Genomic DNA, 19987 nt, shown 5'->3' with positions numbered 1-19987 from the left:
AGCCCGGGCGGGCACCGCGTTGCCCGCCGCATAGAACACAAGGAAAAACATCGTGGGTAAAATTACCGGCTTCATGGAATTCAAGCGTCAGGACGAGGGCTATCTCGCACCTGCGGCGCGGGTCAAGAACTACAAGGAATTCGTGCTGCACCTGAGCGATCCGCAAGCGAAGGTGCAGGCGGCGCGCTGCATGGATTGCGGCATCCCTTTCTGCAATAGCGGCTGTCCCGTCAACAACATCATCCCCGACTGGAACGACCTGGTCTTTCACGGCAACTACCGCGCCGCGCTGGACAACCTGCACTCGACCAATAACTTCCCCGAGTTCACCGGCCGCGTCTGTCCCGCGCCGTGCGAGTCGGCCTGTACCCTGGGCATCATCAACGACCCGGTCGGCATCAAGTCGATCGAGCACAAGATCATCGATACCGGCTGGGAGCACGGCTGGGTGCTGCCGCAGCCGCCGGAAAAACTGAGCGGCAAGAAAGTGGCGATCATCGGCTCCGGTCCGGCCGGCCTGGCGGCGGCGCAACAACTGGCGCGCGTCGGCCATGCCGTCACTGTGTTCGAGAAAAGCGACCGCATCGGCGGCCTGTTGCGCTACGGCATTCCCGACTTCAAGATGGAAAAGACCCACATCGACTTGCGGGTCAAGCAGATGGAAGCCGAAGGCGTGACCTTCCGCACCAGCGTGCTGGTCGGCAAAGACTTCCCGGCCTCGGTCAACAACTGGGCCAAGGAAACGATTTTCCCCGAAGACCTGGCAAACGACTTCGACGCCATCGTCATGGCCGGCGGCGCCGAGCAACCGCGCGACTTGCCGGTGCCCGGGCGCGAGCTCAAGGGCGTGCATTTCGCCATGGATTTCCTGCCGCTGCAAAACAAGGTCAACGCCGGCGACAAGCTCAAGGACCAGATCAAGGCCAGCGGCAAGAACGTGGTCGTGATCGGTGGCGGCGATACCGGTTCCGACTGCGTGGGCACCTCGAACCGCCACGGCGCCACGTCGGTGGCCCAGTTCGAACTGATGCCACAGCCGCCCGAGCAGGAAAACAAGCCGCTGGTGTGGCCGTACTGGCCGACCAAGCTGCGCACCTCGTCCTCGCACGAAGAAGGATGCGAGCGCGACTGGGCGGTGGCCACCAAGCGTTTCGAAGGCAAGGGCGGCAAGGTCGAGAAGCTGATCGCCTGCAGAGTCGAGTGGAAAGACGGCAAGATGATCGAAGTGCCGAATTCGGAATTCGAGATGAAGGCCGACCTGGTGCTGCTGGCCATGGGTTTTGTCTCGCCGGTACAACAGGTGCTGGACGCCTTCGGTGTCGAAAAAGATGCGCGCGGCAACGCCAAGGCCACCACCGATGGCGATGGCTGCTACGCGACCTCGGTGCCGAAGGTGTTCGTGGCGGGCGACATGCGCCGTGGACAATCGCTGGTGGTATGGGCGATCCGCGAAGGCCGCCAATGTGCCCGCGCCGTTGACGAATTCCTGATGGGCGAATCGGTCCTCCCCCGTTAAACCACCGGTGCCAGGTCTGACATTCGGACACGAGCCCAGCTTTAAACCACCGGTGCCAGGTCTGACATTCAGACACGAGCCCAGCTTTAGAAAACCGCCATGCGATTTTTACAGTTGAGCCTGTGTCCGAATGTCAGACCTGACACCTGGCTGACACCTGGCGAGACACCTGGCGAAGTGTCTCTTTTTTGACTTATTTCACCTTCCTTGTATGCATGAAGTAATGTAAAGTTACATAAACGCATTGTTGAGCAAGAGAAAGAAGTTCGCCTCCGAACCAGTTTTCTCCCCGCTTCTATCCCAACAAAAACAAGCACTTACCTTCAGAAATATCTGACCCGCCGTTCAGTAGTGTTGTATTCTGGCCGCGCGCACCCATTGTGGATCGGGGGCCTCTCAGCAGGGATTGCCCTTTCTGCACTACAATACGCCATTCCCAAATATGAACAGCGCCGTGTCTAATCTTGTCGAAATCCGCGATCTACATTTTTCTTACGGCGACCGTTCGATCTTGTCGAACCTCCGGATGGACTTCCCACGCGGTAAGGTCGTGGCCGTCATGGGCGGTTCCGGCTGTGGCAAGACCACGGTGCTGCGCCTGATCGGCGGCCAGATCCGCCCGCAAAAAGGCTTCGTCACCGTCGCCGGCGAAACCGTCCACGAACTCGATACCGATAATCTGTACCGCCTGCGCCGCAAGATGGGCATGCTGTTCCAGTTCGGCGCCCTGTTCACCGACCTGAGCGTCTTCGAAAACGTCGCCTTTCCGCTGCGCGAGCATACCGACCTGCCCGAAGAGCTGATCCACGACCTGGTGCTCATGAAGCTCAACGCGGTCGGCCTGCGCAATGCCGCCAGGCTGAAACCTGCCGAGATTTCCGGCGGCATGGCGCGCCGCGTGGCCGTCGCCCGCGCCGTCGCGCTCGACCCGGAACTGATCATGTACGATGAACCGTTCGCCGGCCTCGATCCGATCTCGATGGGCGTGACCGCCAACCTGATCCGCAGGCTCAACGATGCGCTCGGCTCCACCTCGATCCTGGTGTCGCACGATGTGCATGAATGCTTTGCGATCGCCGATTATGTGTACTTTATGTCCGCCGGGAAGATTGTCGCCCAGGGTACGCCGGCCGACATGCGCGTCTCCGAGGATCCTTACGTGAAGCAGTTCGTCAATGCCGCGCCCGACGGCCCCGTGCCTTTCCATTACCCCGGCAAGTCGCTGGCCGAAGACCTGGGCCTGGGAGAGCGCAAGTGATCGCTAACTTCCTGGGCGCCATCGGCCAGTCCGTGCGCGAAAACATCGCCAGCGTCGGTTTCGCCACGCGCTCCTTTTTCACCCTGCTGGGCGTGACCCCGGGCGCGCTGCGCCGTCCCGGACTCATTTCCGAACAGATTCATTTCATCGGCAATTATTCGCTGGTGATCATCATCGTCTCCGGCTTGTTCGTCGGCATGGTGCTCGGCTTGCAGGGCTATATCACCCTCACGCCCTACGGCGCCGAACAAAAGCTCGGCCAGGTGGTCGCGCTGGCGCTGGTGCGCGAACTCGGGCCGGTCGTGACCGCCCTGCTGTTCGCCGGCCGCGCCGGTACCTCGCTGACCGCGCAAATCGGCTTGATGAAAGCCGGCGAGCAACTCTCGGCCATGGAAATGATGGCCATTAACCCGGTGCAGCGCGTGCTGGCACCGCGTTTCTGGGCCGGCGTCATTGCCATGCCCATCCTCGGCACCATCTTCAGCGCCGTCGGCGTACTCGGCGGCTATCTGGTCGGCGTGCAGCTGATCGGCGTCGACGAAGGCGCCTTCTGGTCGCAGATGCAGGCGAACGTGGATGTGCAGCACGATGTCGTCAACGGCATCATCAAGAGCTTCGTGTTCGGCATCGCCGTCACCTTCACCGCGCTGTTCCAGGGCTACCAGGCCCAGCCGACGCCGGAAGACGTGTCGCGCGCCACCACCCGTACCGTTGTGATCGCGTCGCTGACCGTCTGGGGTCTGGACTTCGTGATGACCGCGATGATGTTTAACTAAATCCCGTTCGACTAAATACATTGAATCTGGCGGCACACAGCGCCGCATAACACGAGTTAGGAAATCAAATGCATCGTAAATCCATCGACGTCTGGGTCGGCCTGTTTGTCCTGCTGGGCCTGGCAGCGCTGCTGTTCCTCGCCCTCAAGGCCGGTAATATGAGTACATTGTCGTTCGGCAAGACCTACCTGGTCCAGGCCAAGTTCGACAATATCGGCGGGCTCAAGCCGCAAGCACCGGTGAAAAGCGCCGGCGTGGTGGTCGGGCGCGTGGGCGATATCAAGTTTGATGACAAGACTTATCAGGCGCTGGTAACCTTGGAACTGGAGACGGGCTATAACTTCCCGAAAGATAGCTCGCTCAAGATCCTCACCGCCGGCCTGCTCGGTGAACAGTACATCGGTATTCAGGCAGGTAGCGACGATGCCAACAAGCTGGTCAATGGTGACCGCATTAACACGACCCAATCTGCCACCGTGCTGGAAGACCTGATTAATCAGTTCATCTACAGCAAGGCGGCCGACGGAAAGGAATAAGAGCAATGACATTCATGAAGCCGAACCGCGCCCCGACCTGGCGCGTCAGCGCTGCCGCCCTGGTGGCCATTGCCACCCTGAGCGGTTGCGCCACCAACAACCCGCGCGATCCGCTCGAGCCGTTCAACCGCACGATGTTCAAGTTTAACGACACCATCGACCAGGCCGCGCTCAAACCGGCCGCCAAAGCCTATAAAACGGTGCTGCCGAGCTTCGTGCAAACCGGCGTGAACAACTTCTTCGGCAACCTGTCCGATGTCTGGACCGGCGCTAACAACTTGATGCAAGGCAAGGGCGAGCAAGGCATGTCCGACTGGACCCGCGTTGCCCTCAATTCCACCTTCGGCATCGGCGGCCTGTTCGATATCGCTTCCGAAGCGGGCCTCAAAAAGCACAACGAAGACTTCGGCCAGACCCTCGGCTACTGGGGCGTGCCGAGCGGCCCCTACCTGATGCTGCCGCTGCTGGGACCGTCCACCGTGCGCGATACCTCCGGCTTGCCGGTTGATATGGCCGCCAACGGCTGGTCCTACGTCGATCCCGCGTCGACCCGCAACATCGGCACCGCGATCCGCGTGATCGACGCCCGCGCCAACATCCTGGACGCCTCGAACCTGATGGAAGAAGCCGCACTCGACCGTTACGAATTCATCCGCGACGGCTTCCTGCAACGCCGCCAGGGCCAGGTCTTCGATGGCGAAAGCTCGCGCAAGGCGCTGAAAGAAGCCAACGACGGACCGGCCGACGCCAAGAGCATCCGCGCCGCCTACGCCGACGATGACAGCGCGTCGCCTGGCGCGTCGCCTGGCGCGTCGCCTGGCGCGTCGCCTGGCGCTGCGGCCACGGCCACGGCGCCGGCGGCCACGCCGAGCGCGCCTGTCGCGCCGCCAGCGACGCCAGCGGCGGCACCGGCTGTGTCATCCGAAACGCCCTCGAAGTAGTTAACCGTTAAACTGGACCGTCAACGCACGGTCCAGCCGGTATCAACGCAACCTTTTCGAAAAGAGCTTATGAAACTGATCAAACACCTTATTGCCCTCGCGACAGTGACCATTGCCACCAGCGCCATCGCTGCCGCCCCTGGCGAAGCGCCGGACGCGCTCGTCAAGCGCATCAGCGCCGACGTCATCGACACCGCCAAAGCCGACAAGGATATCCAGGCCGGCAACCATAAAAAGGTCATGGACTTGGTCGAAAGCAAGATCTTGCCGCACGTTGACTTCATGCGCATGACCCAGCTGGCCGCCGGCCGCGCCTGGCGCGATGCCTCGCCTGAACAGCAAAAGCAACTCTCGAACGAGTTCCGCACCCTGCTGATCTTTACGTACTCGGGCGCGCTGTCGCAGATCAAGAATGAAACCGTCGAGTTCAAGCCGCTGCGCGCCGCGCCGGAAGACAAGGAAGTCGAAGTGCGTTCGCAAGTGAACGTGGCCCGCGGCGAGCCGGTCACCCTGAACTATCGCCTGGCGCAAACCCCGGCCGGCTGGAAGATTTTCGACATCAACGTGCTCGGCGCGTGGCTGGTGGAAACCTACAAGGGCACGTTTGCTTCGGAAATCAACAAGTCCGGCATCGATGGCCTGATCAAGACCCTGGCCGAGCGCAACAAGAAGCTGGCCGCCAAGCCGCTGGCCAAGCCACTCAAATAACATGGTTCAAACCAACAAGCTCGAGAACATCGATACCCTGACCGTACACAACGCCAAGGCGGCACTGGTGCAGGGTTACGATGCGATCAAGGCGGGCCAGACCGTGTTCGATTTCGGCACCGTCAAGGTCGCCGATTCGTCCGCCGTCGCGGTCTTGCTGGCCTGGCAGCGCGCCGCGCGCACCGCCGGCGTGGTGCTGTCCTATGTCAATCTTCCGGACAGCCTGAAAAGCCTGGCCGCGCTGTACGGCGTCGATGCCTTCCTGGTGGACACCCCCGCCAACCTGCACCACCATTGATCCTGCCTTTGGGGAGGCCTGCGCGCCTCCCCACTCCCCCTGCCTGTAACCCTGGGCAACTCTGTTTCTCCCGATTTCCCCTATAATTGACGGCTCACCCCGCAATGTCTCTGCATGCTGTATAGACATTTGCTCACCCAAAAAGACGCATGACAGCGATTCAAATTAGCAACGTCGAGAAAAGCTACAAGGCCCTCAAAGCCTTGGGTGGCGTCTCCCTGACGATTGAAGAAGGCGAGTTCTTTGGCCTGCTCGGCCCCAACGGCGCCGGCAAGACCACCCTGATCTCCACCATCGCCGGCCTGATCCGCCCCGATGCGGGCACGGTCGCCATTCACGGCCACGATGTCGTCACCGATTTCCGCGAAGCGCGCAAGAAGCTCGGCGTGGTGCCGCAGGAACTGGTGTTCGATCCCTTCTTCACGGTGCGCGAAACCTTGCGCCTGCAATCGGGCTACTTCGGCCTGAAAAACAACGACAAGTGGATCGACGAGGTCATGGGCAACCTGGACCTGACCAGCAAGGCCGACGTGAACATGCGCGCACTCTCTGGCGGCATGAAGCGGCGCGTGCTGGTGGCCCAGGCGCTGGTCCACAAGCCGCCCGTGATCGTGCTCGACGAGCCGACCGCCGGCGTCGACGTCGAACTGCGCCAGACGCTCTGGAAGTTCATCTCGCGCTTGAACAAGGAAGGCCACACCGTGGTGCTGACCACCCACTACCTGGAAGAAGCGCAAGCCATGTGCCAGCGCGTGGCCATGCTCAAGGGCGGCAAGGTGGTCGCACTGGACACCATGTCGGCCCTGATCCGGCGCATCTCCGGTTCGCAGCTGATCGTCCACCTGGCCAGCGGGGTGCTGCCGGAAGCGCTGCGCCACCTGGTCTCGCACGACGAACATGACAATGGCAGCGGCAACGGCGGCGGCATGAAATACAGCCTGCGCGTAAACGAATACGGCGAAGTCGAACAGATCCTGGCGCGCCTGCGCGAAAGTGGCGCCGTCATCGACGAAATGCAGCTGCAGCAGGCCGACCTGGAAGACATCTTCCTGCAGATTATGGACAAGGGTACGCTATGAACATGTTCTCGGTGGGCTTCCAGACCCTGCTCTACAAGGAAATGCTGCGTTTCTGGAAGGTGGCCACGCAAACCGTGCTCGCGCCCGTGCTCACAGCCATGCTGTACCTGCTGATCTTCGGCCACGTGCTCGAAGGTCACGTCAACGTGCGCGGCGTGAACTACACCGCCTTCCTCATTCCCGGCCTGGTGATGATGAGCGTCTTGCAGAATGCCTTCGCCAACTCCTCGTCCTCGCTGATCCAGTCCAAGATCACCGGCAACCTGGTGTTCATTTTGCTGCCGCCGCTGTCGCACTGGGAGATTTTGTCGGCCTACGTGCTCGCCTCCGTGGTGCGCGGCCTGACGGTCGGCGCCGGCGTGTTCATCGCCACCGTGTGGTTCGCCAAACTGTCGTTCGCCGCGCCGCTGTGGATCCTGGCCTTCGCGCTGCTGGGCGCGGCCATCCTCGGCACCATGGGGGTCATTGCCGGCATCTGGGCCGAAAAATTCGACCAGCTGGCCGCCTTCCAGAACTTCTTGATCATGCCCGCTACTTTTCTGTCCGGCGTGTTCTACTCGATCCACTCGCTGCCGCCATTCTGGCTCACCGTGTCGCACTTCAATCCGTTTTTCTACATGATCGACGGCTTCCGTCACGGCTTCTTCGGCCAGTCCGACGTCTCGCCGTGGACCAGCCTTGCGATCGTGTCGGCCTTTTTCGCGGTACTCGCGGGTATCGCCATCAACCTGCTCAAGCGCGGCTACAACCTGCGCCATTAATGCGTCATTCATCAGAGGAATCATCGTGGCTACCACACCAGAACTTATTCACGGCTACATCAGCGCCGGTCTCGAATGCACCCACCTCGAAGTGGATGGCGACGGCCAGCACTTCACCGCTGTCATCGTCTCGCCGGCGTTTGCCGGCAAGCGCCCGATCCAGCGTCACCAGATCGTCTACGCTGTGCTGGGCGAGCGCATGCGCGAAGAAATCCACGCGCTGTCGATGAAAACGCTCACCCCAGAAGAATACCAAGGTTAAAAGGATAACAAGCATGGACAAGCTCCAAGTGGTCGGAGGCAAGCGCCTCGAAGGGGAAATCGTCATTTCGGGCGCCAAGAACGCGGCCCTGCCGATTTTGTGCGCCGGTTTGCTCACCTCGGGCGACCTTGAACTGTCGAACGTGCCGCGCCTGCACGACGTCAAGACCATCCTCAAGCTGCTGGCCCAGACCGGCCTGAAGGTGACCCAGGACGACGAGCGCGTGACCTTGAACGGCAGCGCCATCACCACCCTGGAAGCGCCGTATGAGCTGGTCAAGACCATGCGCGCATCGATCCTGGTGCTCGGCCCCTTGCTGGCGCGCTTCGGCGAAGCCAAGGTCTCGCTGCCGGGCGGCTGCGCCATCGGTTCGCGTCCGGTCGACCAGCACATCAAGGGTTTGCAGGCGCTCGGCGCCGAGATCACCATCGAAGGCGGCTACATCTACGCCAAGTGCAAGAAGCTCAAGGGCGCGCGCATCCGCACCGACATGATCACCGTCACCGGCACCGAGAACCTGCTGATGGCGGCCACCCTGGCCGACGGCGAAACCATCCTCGAAAACGCCGCGCGCGAGCCGGAAGTGACCGACCTGGCCAACCTGCTGGTGGCCATGGGCGCCAAAATTGAAGGCATCGGCACCGACCGCCTGGTGATCCAGGGCGTGGCCGAACTGCACGGCGCCAGGCACGCGGTGATCTCGGACCGCATCGAAGCGGCCACGTTCCTGTGCGCGGTGGCGGCCACCGGCGGCGACATCCTGCTCAAGAACACCCGCACCGACTATTTCGACGTGGCGCTCGACAAGCTGCGCGAGATCGGCCTGGTCATGACCATGGGCCCCGCTTCGATCCGTGCGCAGATGGGCGGCCGCCCGAAGCCGGTGTCGTTCCGCACCACCGAGTATCCGGGCTTCCCGACCGACATGCAGGCCCAGTTCATGGCTGTCAATACGATCGCCTCGGGCGGCAGCCGCATTACCGAAACGATCTTCGAAAACCGCTTCATGCACGTGCAGGAGATGAACCGCCTGGGCGCCGCGATCCAGACCGAGGGCAACACCGCCCACGTCAAGGGCGTCGACAAGCTGGTGGGCGCGCCCGTGATGGCGACCGACCTGCGCGCCTCGGCCTCGCTGGTGATCGCCGCCATGGCCGCGCAAGGCACCACCATCATCGACCGCATCTATCACCTCGACCGCGGCTACGACCGCATGGAAGTGAAGCTGTCGGCGGTGGGCGCCGATATCGTCCGCATCAAGTAAAGAAGCCAGAGAAAACATCAATGAGCACATTCAGTAACCCGGCCAACTCCCAGCTGATCCTGGCGCTGTCGAAAGGCCGTATCTTCGACGACACCATGCCTCTCTTGGCGTCGGCCGGCATCACCGTCACCGACAACCCGGAGACTTCGCGCAAGCTGATTTTGGCGACCAACGATCCGAACGTGCGCGTCATCATCGTGCGCGCGTCCGACGTGCCGACCTATGTGCAGTACGGCGCCGCCGATTTCGGCGTGGCCGGCAAGGACGTGCTGCTCGAGCACGGCGGCGAAGGCCTGTACCAGCCGATCGACCTGAACATCGCCAAATGCCGCATGTCGGTGGCGGTGAACGCCGGCTTCGACTACGACAAGGCGGTGCGCCAGGGCGCGCGCCTGCGCGTGGCCACCAAGTTCGTCCAGACCGCGCGCGAGCATTTCGCCGCCAAGGGCGTACACGTCGACCTGATCAAGCTGTATGGTTCGATGGAGCTGGCGCCCCTGGTCGGCCTGTCGGACGCGATCGTCGACGTGGTCTCCACCGGCAGCACCCTGCGCGCCAACAACCTGGTCGAAGTCGAAGAGATCATGGACATCTCCTCGCGCCTGGTGGTGAACCAGGCCGCGCTCAAACTCAAGCGCGAGCGCCTGCAACCGATTCTCGACGCCTTCGAACGCGCCTCGCGCCTGAACAACTAAAGAGCTAGAAACGACTATCATGACCATCCAGATCCGCCACCTCGATTCGGCCCAGCCGGACTTCAAGCAACGCCTCGATACCCTGCTGGCCTTCGAAGCGTCCACCGATGAAGCGATTGAACAATCGGTGGCGGCGATCCTGCATGACGTCAAACATCGTGGCGACGCCGCCGTCCTTGAGTACACCAACAAATTCGACCGCATTCCCGGCGGCGCCGCCAGCATGGCCGCCTTCGACGTGCCGCAAGCCGAACTCCAGGCCGCACTCGCTGCGCTGCCGGCAGCCCAGCGCGCGGCGCTGGAAACGGCGGCCGAACGGATTCGTGTCTTCCACGAGCGGCAAAAAGAAGAACTGCGCGGCTTTACCTACACCGAGCCCGATGGCACGGTGCTGGGCCAGAAAATCACCCCGCTCGACCGGGTCGGCATCTACGTCCCGGGCGGCAAGGCGGCCTACCCGTCGTCGGTGCTGATGAACGCGGTGCCGGCCAAGGTGGCCGGCGTGCCTGAAATTATCATGGTGGTGCCGACCCCGGACGGCGTGAAAAACCAGATGGTGCTGGCCGCCGCCGCCATTGCGGGCGTCACGCGCGTGATCACCATCGGCGGCGCCCAGGCTGTCGGCGCGCTGGCCTACGGCACCGCCACCATCGCCCCGGTCGACAAGATCGTCGGCCCCGGCAACGCCTACGTGGCCGCGGCCAAGCGGCGCGTGTTCGGCACGGTCGGCATCGACATGATCGCCGGCCCGTCCGAAATCCTGGTGCTGTGCGACGGCAGCACCGACCCGGACTGGGTCGCGATGGACCTGTTCTCGCAGGCCGAGCACGACGAACTGGCGCAGGCCATCATGCTGTGCCCCGACGCCGACTACATCGCACGGGTCGAAGCGAGCATCCACAAGCTGCTGCCGAGCATGCCGCGCGCGGACACCATCCGCACCTCGATGACCGACCGTGGCGCCCTGGTCAAGGTGCGCGACATGCAGGAAGCGTGCGACATCGCCAACGCCATCGCCGCCGAGCACCTGGAAATTTCGGCCGAGGACCCGCAGCAATGGGCCGACAAGATCCGCCATGCCGGCGCCATGTTCCTCGGGCGTTTTTCGTCCGAGTCGCTGGGCGACTATTGCTGCGGCCCGAACCACGTGCTGCCCACCTCGCGCACCGCGCGCTTTTCGTCGCCGCTGGGCGTGTACGACTTCCAGAAGCGCTCGTCCATCATTTTCGTCAGCGAAGCCGGTGCGCAAACGCTGGGCAAGGTCGCGGCCGAACTGGCCTACGGCGAAGGCTTGCAGGCGCACGCGCGCAGCGCCGAACTGCGACTGCGACCGGCGCCATGAGCGACTGGCTCAATCAGGTATTTTGCGAGGATGCGCTGAGTGGACTTTCGCGCATCCCGGACGGTTCCATCGACCTGATTCTGACCGACCCGCCGTATAACCTGGGCAAGGACTACGGCAACAACTCCGACCAGCAAAGCGTGGCCGATTACCTGGCCTGGACCGAGCAATGGATCTCAAAGGCGCTGCCCAAGCTCAAGCCCAACGGCAGTTTGTATATTTTCCTGACGTGGCGCTTTTCGCCCGAGATTTTCGTCATGCTCAAGCAGCGCATGACGATGATGAACGAGATTATCTGGGACCGCCGGGTGCCGTCGATGGGCGGCAGCGTGCGCAGTTTCAGTTCGGTGCATGACACGATCGGCTTTTTTGTGAACCGCAAGGATTACTACTTCGACCTGGACGCGGTGCGTATTGCCTACGACGCGGCGACCAAGAAGGCCCGTTCGCGTTCGATCTTCGTCGGCGCCAAGTGGCTGGAAGTGGGCTACAACCCCAAGGATCTGTGGAGCGTGTCGCGCCTGCACAAGGAACACCCGGAGCGCGCCGATCACCCGACCCAGAAGCCCCTCGAGATCATCGAGCGCATGGTCAAGGCCTCGTGCCCGCCGGACGGCGTGGTGATGGACTTGTTCATGGGCAGCGGCACCACGGCCATGGCGGCCAAGCGCTGCGGACGCAATTTTGTCGGCTTCGAGCTCAATGCCGCGTACTGCGAGATCGTCGCCGCGCGCCTGGCTTCGCCGCCGGAGCAGGAAATGGTCAAGAAGCGCAAGCCGCCCAAGAAGGCTGCGCAGGCTGAAAATGCTTAGAACTGTCATTCCCACCACCACCGCCAGCGCCGTCGTTCCCGCGCAGGCGGGAACCCAAGTTCGCCGATCCGCCGACGGCTACGGTACGAACTTGGATTCCCGCCTGCGCGGGAATGACGGTAACTTAAGGAGCAAAGCAGCATGAGTTTCATCGACACGCTGATCGCCAACACGATCCGTCCCGAGGTCCAGGCCGACCACGCCTACGTCGTCGCCGACGCCGACGGCTTCATCAAACTCGACGCGATGGAGAACCCATACTCGCTGCCTGCCCACCTGCGCGAAGAACTGGGCCAGCGCCTGGCCGCCGCGGTCCTGAACCGCTATCCGCTGCCAAGCAACGCCACGCTCAAACACAAGATTTGCACGCGCCTGGGCGTACCAGGCGGTTACGACGTCATCCTCGGCAACGGCTCCGATGAACTGATCTCGATCATGGCCACCGCCGTCTCGGGCGGCGCGCGCCGCCCGGTGATCCTGGCGCCGACGCCCGGCTTCGTGATGTTTTCGCGCTCGGCCATGCTGGCCGGCGCCACGTTCGTGGGCGTGCCGCTGCGCGCCGACATGACGCTCGACCAAGCCACCATGCTCGCCAGGATCGCCGAGCACAAGCCGGCGCTGGTGTTCCTGGCCTACCCGAACAACCCGACCGGCAACCTGTTCGACCCTGACGAGATGGTCGAGATCATCCGCGCCGTCGGCGACACCGGCATCGTCGTCGTCGACGAAGCCTACGGCCCGTTCGCGCGCACCTCCTTCATGGAGCGCCTGCCCGAGTTCGGGAACCTGGTCGTCATGCGCACCGTCTCGAAACTGGGCCTGGCCGGCATCCGCCTCGGCTACATGACCGCCGCCCCCAAGCTGCTGGCGCAGTTCGAGAAGGTGCGCCCGCCGTACAACATCAACGTGCTGACCCAGACTGCCGCCGAATTCGCGCTCGATCATATCGAGGTGCTCAACGAGCAGGCCACCCTGCTGATCGAAGCGCGCGAGAAAATGGCGGCCGAGCTGGCCGCGCTGCCCGGGGTGACCGTGTTCCCGTCGGCCGCCAACTTCCTGCTGGTGCGCCTGCCGGACGCCGACGCCACCGTCGCACGGCTCGACGCGGCCAAGGTGCTGATCAAAAATGTGAGTAAAATGAACGGATTGGGCGGGTGCATCCGCGTGACCGTGAGCACACCTGAAGAAAATGCTGTTTTCCTGGATGCCGTCAAGGCATCGCTGACTTCGCACTAACCGAGCCTCCCATGACCACCGCAGACCGCACCGCAAACATTACGCGCAACACCAACGAGACGCAAATCCGTGTCGCCATCAACCTCGATGGCACTGGCCAGCAAAAGCTCAATACGGGCGTGCCTTTTCTGGACCACATGCTCGACCAGATCGCCCGCCACGGCCTGATCGACCTCGATATCGACTGCGTGGGCGACCTGCATATCGATGCCCACCACACGGTGGAAGATACCGGCATCACGCTCGGCATGGCGGTGGCCAAGGCGATCGGCGACAAGAAGGGCATCCGCCGGTACGGCCACGCCTACGTGCCGCTGGACGAAGCGCTCTCGCGCGTGGTGATCGATTTTTCCGGTCGTCCGGGGCTGGAAATGCACGTACCCTGGAAGCGTTCGATGATCGGCAGCTTCGACGTCGACCTGGCGCATGAGTTTTTCCAGGGTTTTGTGAATCACGCGCTGGTCTCGCTGCACATCGATAACCTGCGCGGCGAGAATGCGCACCATCAGTGCGAGACGGTGTTCAAGGCGTTTGGGCGCGCGCTGCGCATGGCGGCCGAACGCGATGCGCGCTCGGCTGGCACGATCCCGTCGACCAAGGGTAGTTTGTAACGTCATCGTCGCCGTCGTTCCCGCGCCAAGGCGGCACTTGGCGGGAACCCATAGCACCGCCGATTCGCCAACGTGCTATGGATCCCCGCCTTCGCGGGGACGACGGTAGAAAGCGCGTCTGTCTCCGATTAAGAACCTGAATTGCTATGAATAAAATTGTTGTGGTCGACTACGGCATGGGCAACCTGCGCTCGGTGGCGCAAGCCCTGCGCGCCGTCGCTCCTGAAGCCGACGTTCTCATCTCCGGCGAGGTCGCCGATATCGATTCGGCCGACCGGATCGTCCTGCCCGGCCAGGGCGCCATGCGCGACTGCATGGCCAGCCTGCGCCAGTCCGGCGTCGAGGAAGCCTTGCTGCGCGCCGCCAGGACCCGTCCCATCATGGGCGTGTGCGTCGGCGAGCAAATGCTGTTCGACGCGAGCGAGGAGGGCGACACGTCCGGCCTGGCCCTGTTGCCCGGCAAAGTGGTGCGCTTCCGGCTCGATGGCCGCCTGCAGCCGGACGGCTCGCGCTTCAAGGTGCCGCAGATGGGCTGGAACCGTGTGAAACAAGTGCGCCAGCATCCGCTGTGGCAGGGTATCCTCGACGATAGCTACTTCTATTTCGTGCATAGCTACTATGTCCAGCCTGACGACACCAGCCTCACCGCCGGCGAAACCGATTACGGCGCGCCGTTCTGTTGCGCGGTCGCCCGCGATAATATTTTCGCGACCCAGTTCCACCCGGAGAAAAGCGCCGGCGCGGGCCTGCGGCTGTACCAGAACTTCGTCCACTGGAATCCCTGATTGTCATCCGGTCACCCAATCACCCAACTACCTAAGATAACCGATCATGCTGCTCATTCCTGCCATCGACCTCAAAGACGGTCACTGCGTTCGCCTCAAACAGGGCGATATGGAACTTGCCACCGTCTTCTCCGAAGACCCCGCCGAAATGGCGCTGCACTGGCTCAAGCAGGGCGCGCGCCGCCTGCACCTGGTGGACCTGAACGGCGCCTTCGCCGGCAAGCCGAAAAACGAAGCCGCCGTCAAGTCGATCCTGCAGGTGGTGCAGGAGTTCGCCGTCGATAACGGTATCGACGAGATCCCCGTCCAGCTGGGCGGCGGCATCCGCGATCTCGACACCATCGAGCGCTATCTCGACGACGGCATCACTTACATCATCGTCGGCACCGCCGCTGTCAAGAACCCGGGCTTCTTGCACGACGCCTGCGGCGCCTTCCCGGGCCACATCATCGTCGGCCTGGACGCCAAGGATGGCAAGGTCGCCACCGACGGCTGGAGCAAGATGAGCGGCCACGAAGTGATCGACCTGGCCACCAAGTTCGAAGCCTATGGCGTCGAATCGATCATCTACACCGACATCGGCCGCGACGGCATGATGGGCGGGATTAACATCGAAGCGACCGTCAAGCTGGCCCAGGCCGTGCGCATCCCGATCATCGCTTCCGGCGGCCTGCACAACCTGGGCGATGTCGAGGCCCTGTGCGCGGTGCAGGAAGAAGGCATCGAAGGCGTCATCTGCGGCCGCTCGATCTACGAGGGCACGATCAACCTGGGCCAGGCCCAGGCGCGCGCCGATGAACTCACCGAAGGCGATCCGGCGTAAGCCGGAAGAACACACCATGCTCGCAAAACGCATCATTCCCTGCCTCGACGTGACCGGCGGGCGCGTCGTCAAGGGCGTCAACTTCACCGAACTGCGCGACGCCGGCGACCCGGTCGAAATCGCGCGCCGCTACGATGAGCAGGGCGCCGACGAGATCACTTTCCTCGACATCACGGCGACCTCGGACGAGCGCGACCTGATCCTGCACATCATCGAAGCGGTGGCCTCCACCGTGTTCATCCCGCTCACCGTCGGTGGCGGCGTGCGCAAGGTCGACGACGTGCGGCGCCTGCTCAACGCCGGCGCCGACAAGGTCAGCATGAACTCCTCGGCCGTCACCAATCCCGAGCTGGTGTTCGAGGCCTCGCAAAAGCACGGCTCGCAGTGCATCGTGGTGGCCATCGACGCCAAGCAGAGCGCGCCCGGCAAGTGGGAAGTGTTCACCCACGGCGGGCGGCGCGCCACCGGCCTCGATGCGGTCGAATGGGCGATGAACATGGAGCGCCTCGGCGCCGGCGAAATCCTGCTCACCAGCATGGACCGCGACGGCACCAAGTCCGGCTTCGACCTCGGCCTGACGGCCGCCGTCTCGAACGCGATCGGCATTCCCGTGATCGCCTCCGGCGGGGTGGGCGGCCTGCAAGACCTGGCCGACGGCATCAAGGTCGGCAAGGCCGACGCGGTTTTGGCGGCCAGTATTTTTCACTACGGCCAGCACACGGTCGGCGAAGCGAAGCGCTTCATGGCCGCGCAGGGCATTCCCATGCGTCTGGATTGAACATGACACCAACGATAACGAGTAGCGCGGCCAATTTCAGCTGGCTGAAAAAAGTCCGGTGGGACGAGAACGGCCTGGTGCCGGTGATCGCCCAGGAAGCCGGTTCGAACGATGTGCTGATGTTCGCCTGGATGAACCGCGACGCGCTGGCGCGCACGGTGGAACTGGGCGAAGCGGTGTACTGGAGCCGCTCGCGCAAGAAGCTGTGGCACAAGGGCGAAGAGTCGGGCCATACCCAGAAGGTGCTGGAAATCCGTCTCGACTGCGATGAAGACGTGATCCTGCTCAAGATCGAGCAGGCCGGCGCCATCGCCTGCCATACCGGGCGCCATTCCTGCTTCTATCAAAAGTTCGGCGGCGACGCCAAAAGCGGCGACTGGCAGGTGGTCGAACCCGTGCTGCAGGACCCGGAAACGATGTACACCAATCCAAAAAAGAGTACCCCATGAGCCAGACCCTCGCCCGCGTGGCGCAAACGATCGAATCGCGCAAGCTGGAAAACGGCGGCGACCCCGCCACGTCCTACGTCTCGCGCCTGTTTTCCAAGGGCGACGACGCGATCCTGAAAAAAATCGGCGAAGAAGCCACCGAGCTGGTGATGGCCGCCAAGGATGCGCGCGTCGATGGCGATGCTGCCAAGGTGCTGTACGAATGCGCCGACCTGTGGTTCCATTCGCTGGTGCTGCTGGCCCAGTTCGACCTCTCCCCGCAACAGGTGCTCGACGAGCTGGCGCGCCGCGAAGGCCTGTCGGGACTGGCCGAAAAAGCCGCCCGCCCCGAGGACACTCGATAAACCTACTGCGCGGTGCAATTTTCGCCCTGCGATGCTCACCGTACCTTCGTACGGCTGCGCTTCCCGGACTGCGCGTCCCGGACTGCGCGTCCCGGACTGCGCGTCCCGGACGAAACTTGCACCGCTCGCTACGGTTTCTCGAGGTCCTCGTACTTCTAACCCTACGGAAGCTGTCCATGACCGACTGCCTGTTTTGCAAAATCGCCGCCAAGCAAATTCCTTCGAGCATAGTCTACGAGGATGAAGAATTGCTGGCGTTCAAGGATATCCACCCGGCCGCGCCGGTACACCTGCTGGTCATTCCCAAGGTCCACCTTGCGACCTTGTCCGAATGCAACGAATCGCATGCCGCGCTGCTGGGCAAGCTGCTGGCGCTGGCGCCAAAACTTGCCAAAGAGCATGGTTGCGAAGTCAGCTACGATGCCGACGGCAAGCCGGCCGGCGGTTACAAGACGCTCATCAACAGCGGTCCCGACGGCGGCCAGGAAGTGTATCACCTGCACCTGCACCTGATCGGCGGCGCCCGTCCGTGGGCCGGCCAACGCTGACAATGCGGCAGGAATGCCCGGCATCGCGTAGAATACGCGGCGTAAGCTTTCGCGAATTCGGGCGCGTGCGCCTCGACAGGAGAAAATGATGGGTGGACTGAGTGTTTGGCATTGGCTGATCGTGTTGCTTGTCGTTGTGTTGGTTTTTGGAACCAAAAAACTCGGCAACATGGGTGGCGATATTGGCAAGGCCGTCAAAGGCTTCAAGGATGGCGTGCGCGGCGACGAGGACGCCAAGCCGGTGGTTCCTTCGCAGGTGACGGACAAGACCACCATCGATGGCGAAGCGAAAGAGAAAACGAAGTTCTGATGACCGTGCGTGCCCCGGCGCGCGCCTAGTCCGATACTTCCAGACGCCATGATCGATCTTGGACTCTCTAAAATCGCCATTATCGGCGTGGTTGCACTCATTGTCATCGGCCCTGAAAAGCTGCCCAAGGCGGCGCGCATGGCGGGCACCCTGTATGGACGCGCCCAGCGCTACCTGCATGAGGTCAAGTCCGAGGTGAGCCGCGAGATCGAGCTCGATGAACTGCGCAACCTGCAAAAGGAAGTGCAGGAAACAGCCCAGTCGATCAAGGACAGCGTCGAAAACACCATCGCCCGGAACATCGACGATGTCGACGCCGCCTGGCGCGACCTGCCCTCCTCAAGCGCGCCGGCCGCCACCATGAGCGACCTGGAACGCAAGGCGCGCGACTTCCGCCGCAAGAAGCTGGTGCGCAATTCGGCGGTGCCGGGCTGGTACAAGCAGCGCCACGGCGGCAAGGCCCACATCATGTCGGGCGCCGCGCGCGTGAAAAAATTCCGTCCGCGCTCGTCGTCCACCTCGTCCTTCTTCTAACACTCTTTGAATTCTCAATGACAGATAAAGCAGCGGGCGAAGAGACCTTTATCTCTCATCTGGTCGAATTGCGCGACCGCCTGGTCAAGGCCTCCATCGGCATCGCCGTCGTGTGCGCCGTGCTGATGCTGGGGCCCGGACCGGCCTATATTTACGACATCATCGCCCAGCCGATGATCGCCTCGCTGCCGGTCGGCTCGAAGATGATCGCCACCGGCGTCATCTCGCCATTCCTGGTGCCGATGAAAGTGACCCTGGTGCTGTCGATTATCCTGGCGCTGCCGTGGGTGTTCTACCAGATGTGGGCCTTCATCGCCCCCGGCCTGTACCAGCACGAAAAACGCCTGGTGCTGCCGCTGGTGGTGTCGTCCTCGGTCCTGTTCATGAGCGGCGTGGCGTTCTGCTACTTCTTCGTGTTCGGGCGCGTGTTCAAGTTCATTTCCGACTTTTCCCCGACCTCGATCGCGGTCACGCCGGACATCGAAAACTATCTCGATTTCGTCATGTCGATGTGCCTGGCCTTCGGCGCCACCTTCGAGGTGCCGGTGGTGGTGGTGATCCTGGTGCGCATGGGGATCGTCAGCGTGGCCAAGCTCAAGGAAATCCGTCCGTACGTCATCGTGGGCGCATTCGTGATCGCCGCCATCGTCACCCCGCCGGACATCGTCAGCCAGCTTGCGCTGGCCTTCCCGATGTGGATTTTGTTCGAATTCGGCCTGCTGGTCGCCCCGGCCTTCGTGCGCGCCACCCAGGCGCCGGAAGAATCGGCGTAAATATGCCGCCCCCTCAGGGCGCCTGACGGGCCAGGTACAGCACCGTGGCCTCGCTGCCGTCATCGCTCCCGACCTGCGTTGCCGTCATGTTCGGCAGGGTTGCTCCCAGATTGGACAGCAGGGCCGGGGTGGCGCTGTCGAGCAGGTCGGCGCTGGCCGGATTGACCTCGACGCGGCAGGTTTTGGTGCGGCATTCGAGCCGCCTGACCTGCGATTCAAGCCCACTATTGGCACGCGCCAGCGCGGCGCGCACGGCCGCTGACGCCTGGCTGCTCCACGCATGGTCCACCTGTTCGGCGCGAAACATGGTCTCGGCCGGCGCCACCGCCGCCGTCTCCGCCGTCAGCGCAAGCGCGCTCTGTGCGGCGGGAGGCGCGCGCGTGAGAATCATGCGCAGCCCGGCCACTTCGCGCCGCAGGCTGGCGACTTCTTGCCTCAGCTGCGCGATGTCGTTCGGCGGCGCCGTGCCGGACAGCGCCGGCGCGCCCGGCGGCGTCGGCGCGGCGCCCGGCGCGCGCCGCGCCGGTTCGGGCGCAGCGGCGGCGGCC

Annotated in this window: 25 protein-coding genes and 1 pseudogene; 25 read left to right on the top strand and 1 reads right to left on the bottom strand. The window is 63.0% G+C overall.

Features of this window, described 5'->3' with window-relative positions; all coding sequences use genetic code 11:
* Positions 1-52 precede the first annotated feature (52 nt).
* The 25 genes from F1735_RS19585 (at position 53) to tatC (ending at position 19439) form a co-directional block, all read left to right on the top strand.
* Positions 53-1516, top strand: coding sequence for a glutamate synthase subunit beta (locus tag F1735_RS19585; protein ID WP_167238503.1), 1464 nt, complete (start codon positions 53-55; stop codon positions 1514-1516).
* Between the two features lie 454 nt (positions 1517-1970).
* On the top strand, positions 1971-2774 hold the full coding sequence (locus tag F1735_RS19580) for an ABC transporter ATP-binding protein (RefSeq protein WP_166885671.1): 804 nt from the start codon (positions 1971-1973) through the stop codon (positions 2772-2774).
* The gene (mlaE, locus tag F1735_RS19575; RefSeq protein ID WP_166885669.1) at positions 2771-3550 is read left to right on the top strand and encodes a lipid asymmetry maintenance ABC transporter permease subunit MlaE; all 780 of its coding nucleotides are present in this window, start codon (positions 2771-2773) and stop codon (positions 3548-3550) included. Before F1735_RS19580 ends, mlaE begins: the two co-directional genes overlap by 4 nt.
* Positions 3551-3618: 68 nt before the next feature.
* Positions 3619-4086 carry an outer membrane lipid asymmetry maintenance protein MlaD gene (mlaD, locus tag F1735_RS19570; protein WP_167238502.1) on the top strand — a complete coding sequence of 156 codons (468 nt, stop codon included), beginning with the start codon at positions 3619-3621 and terminating at the stop codon, positions 4084-4086.
* A 5-nt stretch (positions 4087-4091) separates the two neighbouring features.
* On the top strand, positions 4092-5027 hold the full coding sequence (locus F1735_RS19565; protein WP_308627861.1) for an MlaA family lipoprotein: 936 nt from the start codon (positions 4092-4094) through the stop codon (positions 5025-5027).
* Positions 5028-5096: 69 nt separating this feature from the next.
* Entirely contained in the window at positions 5097-5735 is a 639-nt protein-coding gene (locus F1735_RS19560) for an MlaC/ttg2D family ABC transporter substrate-binding protein (RefSeq protein ID WP_167238501.1), read from the top strand.
* Between the two features lies 1 nt (position 5736).
* Positions 5737-6033 carry an STAS domain-containing protein gene (locus F1735_RS19555; protein ID WP_167238500.1) on the top strand — a complete coding sequence of 99 codons (297 nt, stop codon included), beginning with the start codon at positions 5737-5739 and terminating at the stop codon, positions 6031-6033.
* A 149-nt stretch (positions 6034-6182) separates the two neighbouring features.
* The gene (locus tag F1735_RS19550; protein WP_167238499.1) at positions 6183-7112 is read left to right on the top strand and encodes an ABC transporter ATP-binding protein; all 930 of its coding nucleotides are present in this window, start codon (positions 6183-6185) and stop codon (positions 7110-7112) included.
* Positions 7109-7873, top strand: a complete 765-nt coding sequence (locus F1735_RS19545) for an ABC transporter permease (protein ID WP_167238498.1) — start codon at positions 7109-7111, stop codon at positions 7871-7873. The genes F1735_RS19550 and F1735_RS19545 overlap by 4 nt, the downstream gene beginning before the upstream one ends.
* A gap of 25 nt (positions 7874-7898) precedes the next feature.
* Positions 7899-8135 carry a BolA family protein gene (locus tag F1735_RS19540; protein WP_166874824.1) on the top strand — a complete coding sequence of 79 codons (237 nt, stop codon included), beginning with the start codon at positions 7899-7901 and terminating at the stop codon, positions 8133-8135.
* A 13-nt stretch (positions 8136-8148) separates the two neighbouring features.
* Positions 8149-9399, top strand: coding sequence for a UDP-N-acetylglucosamine 1-carboxyvinyltransferase (gene murA, locus F1735_RS19535; RefSeq protein ID WP_167238497.1), 1251 nt, complete (start codon positions 8149-8151; stop codon positions 9397-9399).
* A 20-nt stretch (positions 9400-9419) separates the two neighbouring features.
* Entirely contained in the window at positions 9420-10094 is a 675-nt protein-coding gene (hisG, locus tag F1735_RS19530) for an ATP phosphoribosyltransferase (RefSeq protein WP_167238496.1), read from the top strand.
* A gap of 19 nt (positions 10095-10113) precedes the next feature.
* Positions 10114-11436, top strand: a complete 1323-nt coding sequence (hisD, locus tag F1735_RS19525) for a histidinol dehydrogenase (protein WP_167238495.1) — start codon at positions 10114-10116, stop codon at positions 11434-11436.
* Positions 11433-12248 (top strand): DNA-methyltransferase, encoded by an 816-nt coding sequence (locus F1735_RS19520; RefSeq protein ID WP_167238494.1) that lies wholly within the window; start codon positions 11433-11435, stop codon positions 12246-12248. Before hisD ends, F1735_RS19520 begins: the two co-directional genes overlap by 4 nt.
* Before the next feature lie 141 nt (positions 12249-12389).
* Positions 12390-13484, top strand: a complete 1095-nt coding sequence (hisC, locus tag F1735_RS19515; protein WP_167238493.1) for a histidinol-phosphate transaminase — start codon at positions 12390-12392, stop codon at positions 13482-13484.
* A gap of 11 nt (positions 13485-13495) precedes the next feature.
* Positions 13496-14095 (top strand): imidazoleglycerol-phosphate dehydratase HisB, encoded by a 600-nt coding sequence (hisB, locus tag F1735_RS19510; RefSeq protein WP_167238492.1) that lies wholly within the window; start codon positions 13496-13498, stop codon positions 14093-14095.
* A gap of 146 nt (positions 14096-14241) precedes the next feature.
* Positions 14242-14880: an imidazole glycerol phosphate synthase subunit HisH gene (hisH, locus tag F1735_RS19505; protein ID WP_167238491.1), complete on the top strand. Its 639-nt coding sequence runs from the start codon at positions 14242-14244 to the stop codon at positions 14878-14880.
* A 46-nt stretch (positions 14881-14926) separates the two neighbouring features.
* Positions 14927-15703: a 1-(5-phosphoribosyl)-5-[(5-phosphoribosylamino)methylideneamino]imidazole-4-carboxamide isomerase gene (gene hisA / locus F1735_RS19500; protein ID WP_167238490.1), complete on the top strand. Its 777-nt coding sequence runs from the start codon at positions 14927-14929 to the stop codon at positions 15701-15703.
* A gap of 16 nt (positions 15704-15719) precedes the next feature.
* Positions 15720-16481, top strand: a complete 762-nt coding sequence (gene hisF / locus F1735_RS19495) for an imidazole glycerol phosphate synthase subunit HisF (protein WP_167238489.1) — start codon at positions 15720-15722, stop codon at positions 16479-16481.
* 2 nt (positions 16482-16483) lie between these two features.
* On the top strand, positions 16484-16930 hold the full coding sequence (gene hisI / locus F1735_RS19490) for a phosphoribosyl-AMP cyclohydrolase (RefSeq protein ID WP_167238488.1): 447 nt from the start codon (positions 16484-16486) through the stop codon (positions 16928-16930).
* Positions 16927-17274 (top strand): phosphoribosyl-ATP diphosphatase, encoded by a 348-nt coding sequence (locus F1735_RS19485; RefSeq protein ID WP_167238487.1) that lies wholly within the window; start codon positions 16927-16929, stop codon positions 17272-17274. Before hisI ends, F1735_RS19485 begins: the two co-directional genes overlap by 4 nt.
* Before the next feature lie 176 nt (positions 17275-17450).
* Positions 17451-17822: a histidine triad nucleotide-binding protein gene (locus F1735_RS19480; protein WP_167238486.1), complete on the top strand. Its 372-nt coding sequence runs from the start codon at positions 17451-17453 to the stop codon at positions 17820-17822.
* Positions 17823-17910: 88 nt separating this feature from the next.
* Positions 17911-18132 (top strand): Sec-independent protein translocase subunit TatA, encoded by a 222-nt coding sequence (tatA, locus tag F1735_RS19475; RefSeq protein WP_167238485.1) that lies wholly within the window; start codon positions 17911-17913, stop codon positions 18130-18132.
* Between the two features lie 48 nt (positions 18133-18180).
* The gene (gene tatB, locus F1735_RS19470) at positions 18181-18666 is read left to right on the top strand and encodes a Sec-independent protein translocase protein TatB (protein WP_167238484.1); all 486 of its coding nucleotides are present in this window, start codon (positions 18181-18183) and stop codon (positions 18664-18666) included.
* A gap of 17 nt (positions 18667-18683) precedes the next feature.
* Positions 18684-19439 (top strand): twin-arginine translocase subunit TatC, encoded by a 756-nt coding sequence (gene tatC / locus F1735_RS19465; protein WP_167238483.1) that lies wholly within the window; start codon positions 18684-18686, stop codon positions 19437-19439.
* Between the two features lie 13 nt (positions 19440-19452).
* Here tatC and F1735_RS19460 read toward each other — a convergent pair.
* Positions 19453-19987, bottom strand: a pseudogene (locus tag F1735_RS19460) (hypothetical protein); the annotation flags it as partial.

Origin of the sequence: Massilia genomosp. 1, assembly GCF_011682185.1 — a bacterium.
GTDB classification, from domain to species: domain Bacteria; phylum Pseudomonadota; class Gammaproteobacteria; order Burkholderiales; family Burkholderiaceae_D; genus Telluria_A; species Telluria_A rubra.
Note: the sequence above shows the minus strand (reverse complement) of the source record. Positions and strands in the feature narration are given on the sequence as shown.

Bases quoted from the DNA above. Each gene is read 5' to 3' on its own strand.
- mlaD (WP_167238502.1), top strand. From the start codon at position 3,619: ATGCATCGTAAATCCATCGACGTCTGGGTCGGCCTGTTTGTCCTGCTG.
- F1735_RS19565 (WP_308627861.1), top strand. From the start codon at position 4,092: ATGACATTCATGAAGCCGAACCGCGCCCCGACCTGGCGCGTCAGCGCT.
- F1735_RS19560 (WP_167238501.1), top strand. From the start codon at position 5,097: ATGAAACTGATCAAACACCTTATTGCCCTCGCGACAGTGACCATTGCC.
- F1735_RS19555 (WP_167238500.1), top strand. From the start codon at position 5,737: ATGGTTCAAACCAACAAGCTCGAGAACATCGATACCCTGACCGTACAC.
- F1735_RS19550 (WP_167238499.1), top strand. From the start codon at position 6,183: ATGACAGCGATTCAAATTAGCAACGTCGAGAAAAGCTACAAGGCCCTC.
- F1735_RS19545 (WP_167238498.1), top strand. From the start codon at position 7,109: ATGAACATGTTCTCGGTGGGCTTCCAGACCCTGCTCTACAAGGAAATG.
- murA (WP_167238497.1), top strand. From the start codon at position 8,149: ATGGACAAGCTCCAAGTGGTCGGAGGCAAGCGCCTCGAAGGGGAAATC.
- hisG (WP_167238496.1), top strand. From the start codon at position 9,420: ATGAGCACATTCAGTAACCCGGCCAACTCCCAGCTGATCCTGGCGCTG.
- hisD (WP_167238495.1), top strand. From the start codon at position 10,114: ATGACCATCCAGATCCGCCACCTCGATTCGGCCCAGCCGGACTTCAAG.
- F1735_RS19520 (WP_167238494.1), top strand. From the start codon at position 11,433: ATGAGCGACTGGCTCAATCAGGTATTTTGCGAGGATGCGCTGAGTGGA.
- hisC (WP_167238493.1), top strand. From the start codon at position 12,390: ATGAGTTTCATCGACACGCTGATCGCCAACACGATCCGTCCCGAGGTC.
- hisB (WP_167238492.1), top strand. From the start codon at position 13,496: ATGACCACCGCAGACCGCACCGCAAACATTACGCGCAACACCAACGAG.
- hisH (WP_167238491.1), top strand. From the start codon at position 14,242: ATGAATAAAATTGTTGTGGTCGACTACGGCATGGGCAACCTGCGCTCG.
- hisA (WP_167238490.1), top strand. From the start codon at position 14,927: ATGCTGCTCATTCCTGCCATCGACCTCAAAGACGGTCACTGCGTTCGC.
- hisF (WP_167238489.1), top strand. From the start codon at position 15,720: ATGCTCGCAAAACGCATCATTCCCTGCCTCGACGTGACCGGCGGGCGC.
- hisI (WP_167238488.1), top strand. From the start codon at position 16,484: ATGACACCAACGATAACGAGTAGCGCGGCCAATTTCAGCTGGCTGAAA.
- F1735_RS19485 (WP_167238487.1), top strand. From the start codon at position 16,927: ATGAGCCAGACCCTCGCCCGCGTGGCGCAAACGATCGAATCGCGCAAG.
- F1735_RS19480 (WP_167238486.1), top strand. From the start codon at position 17,451: ATGACCGACTGCCTGTTTTGCAAAATCGCCGCCAAGCAAATTCCTTCG.
- tatA (WP_167238485.1), top strand. From the start codon at position 17,911: ATGGGTGGACTGAGTGTTTGGCATTGGCTGATCGTGTTGCTTGTCGTT.
- tatB (WP_167238484.1), top strand. From the start codon at position 18,181: ATGATCGATCTTGGACTCTCTAAAATCGCCATTATCGGCGTGGTTGCA.
- tatC (WP_167238483.1), top strand. From the start codon at position 18,684: ATGACAGATAAAGCAGCGGGCGAAGAGACCTTTATCTCTCATCTGGTC.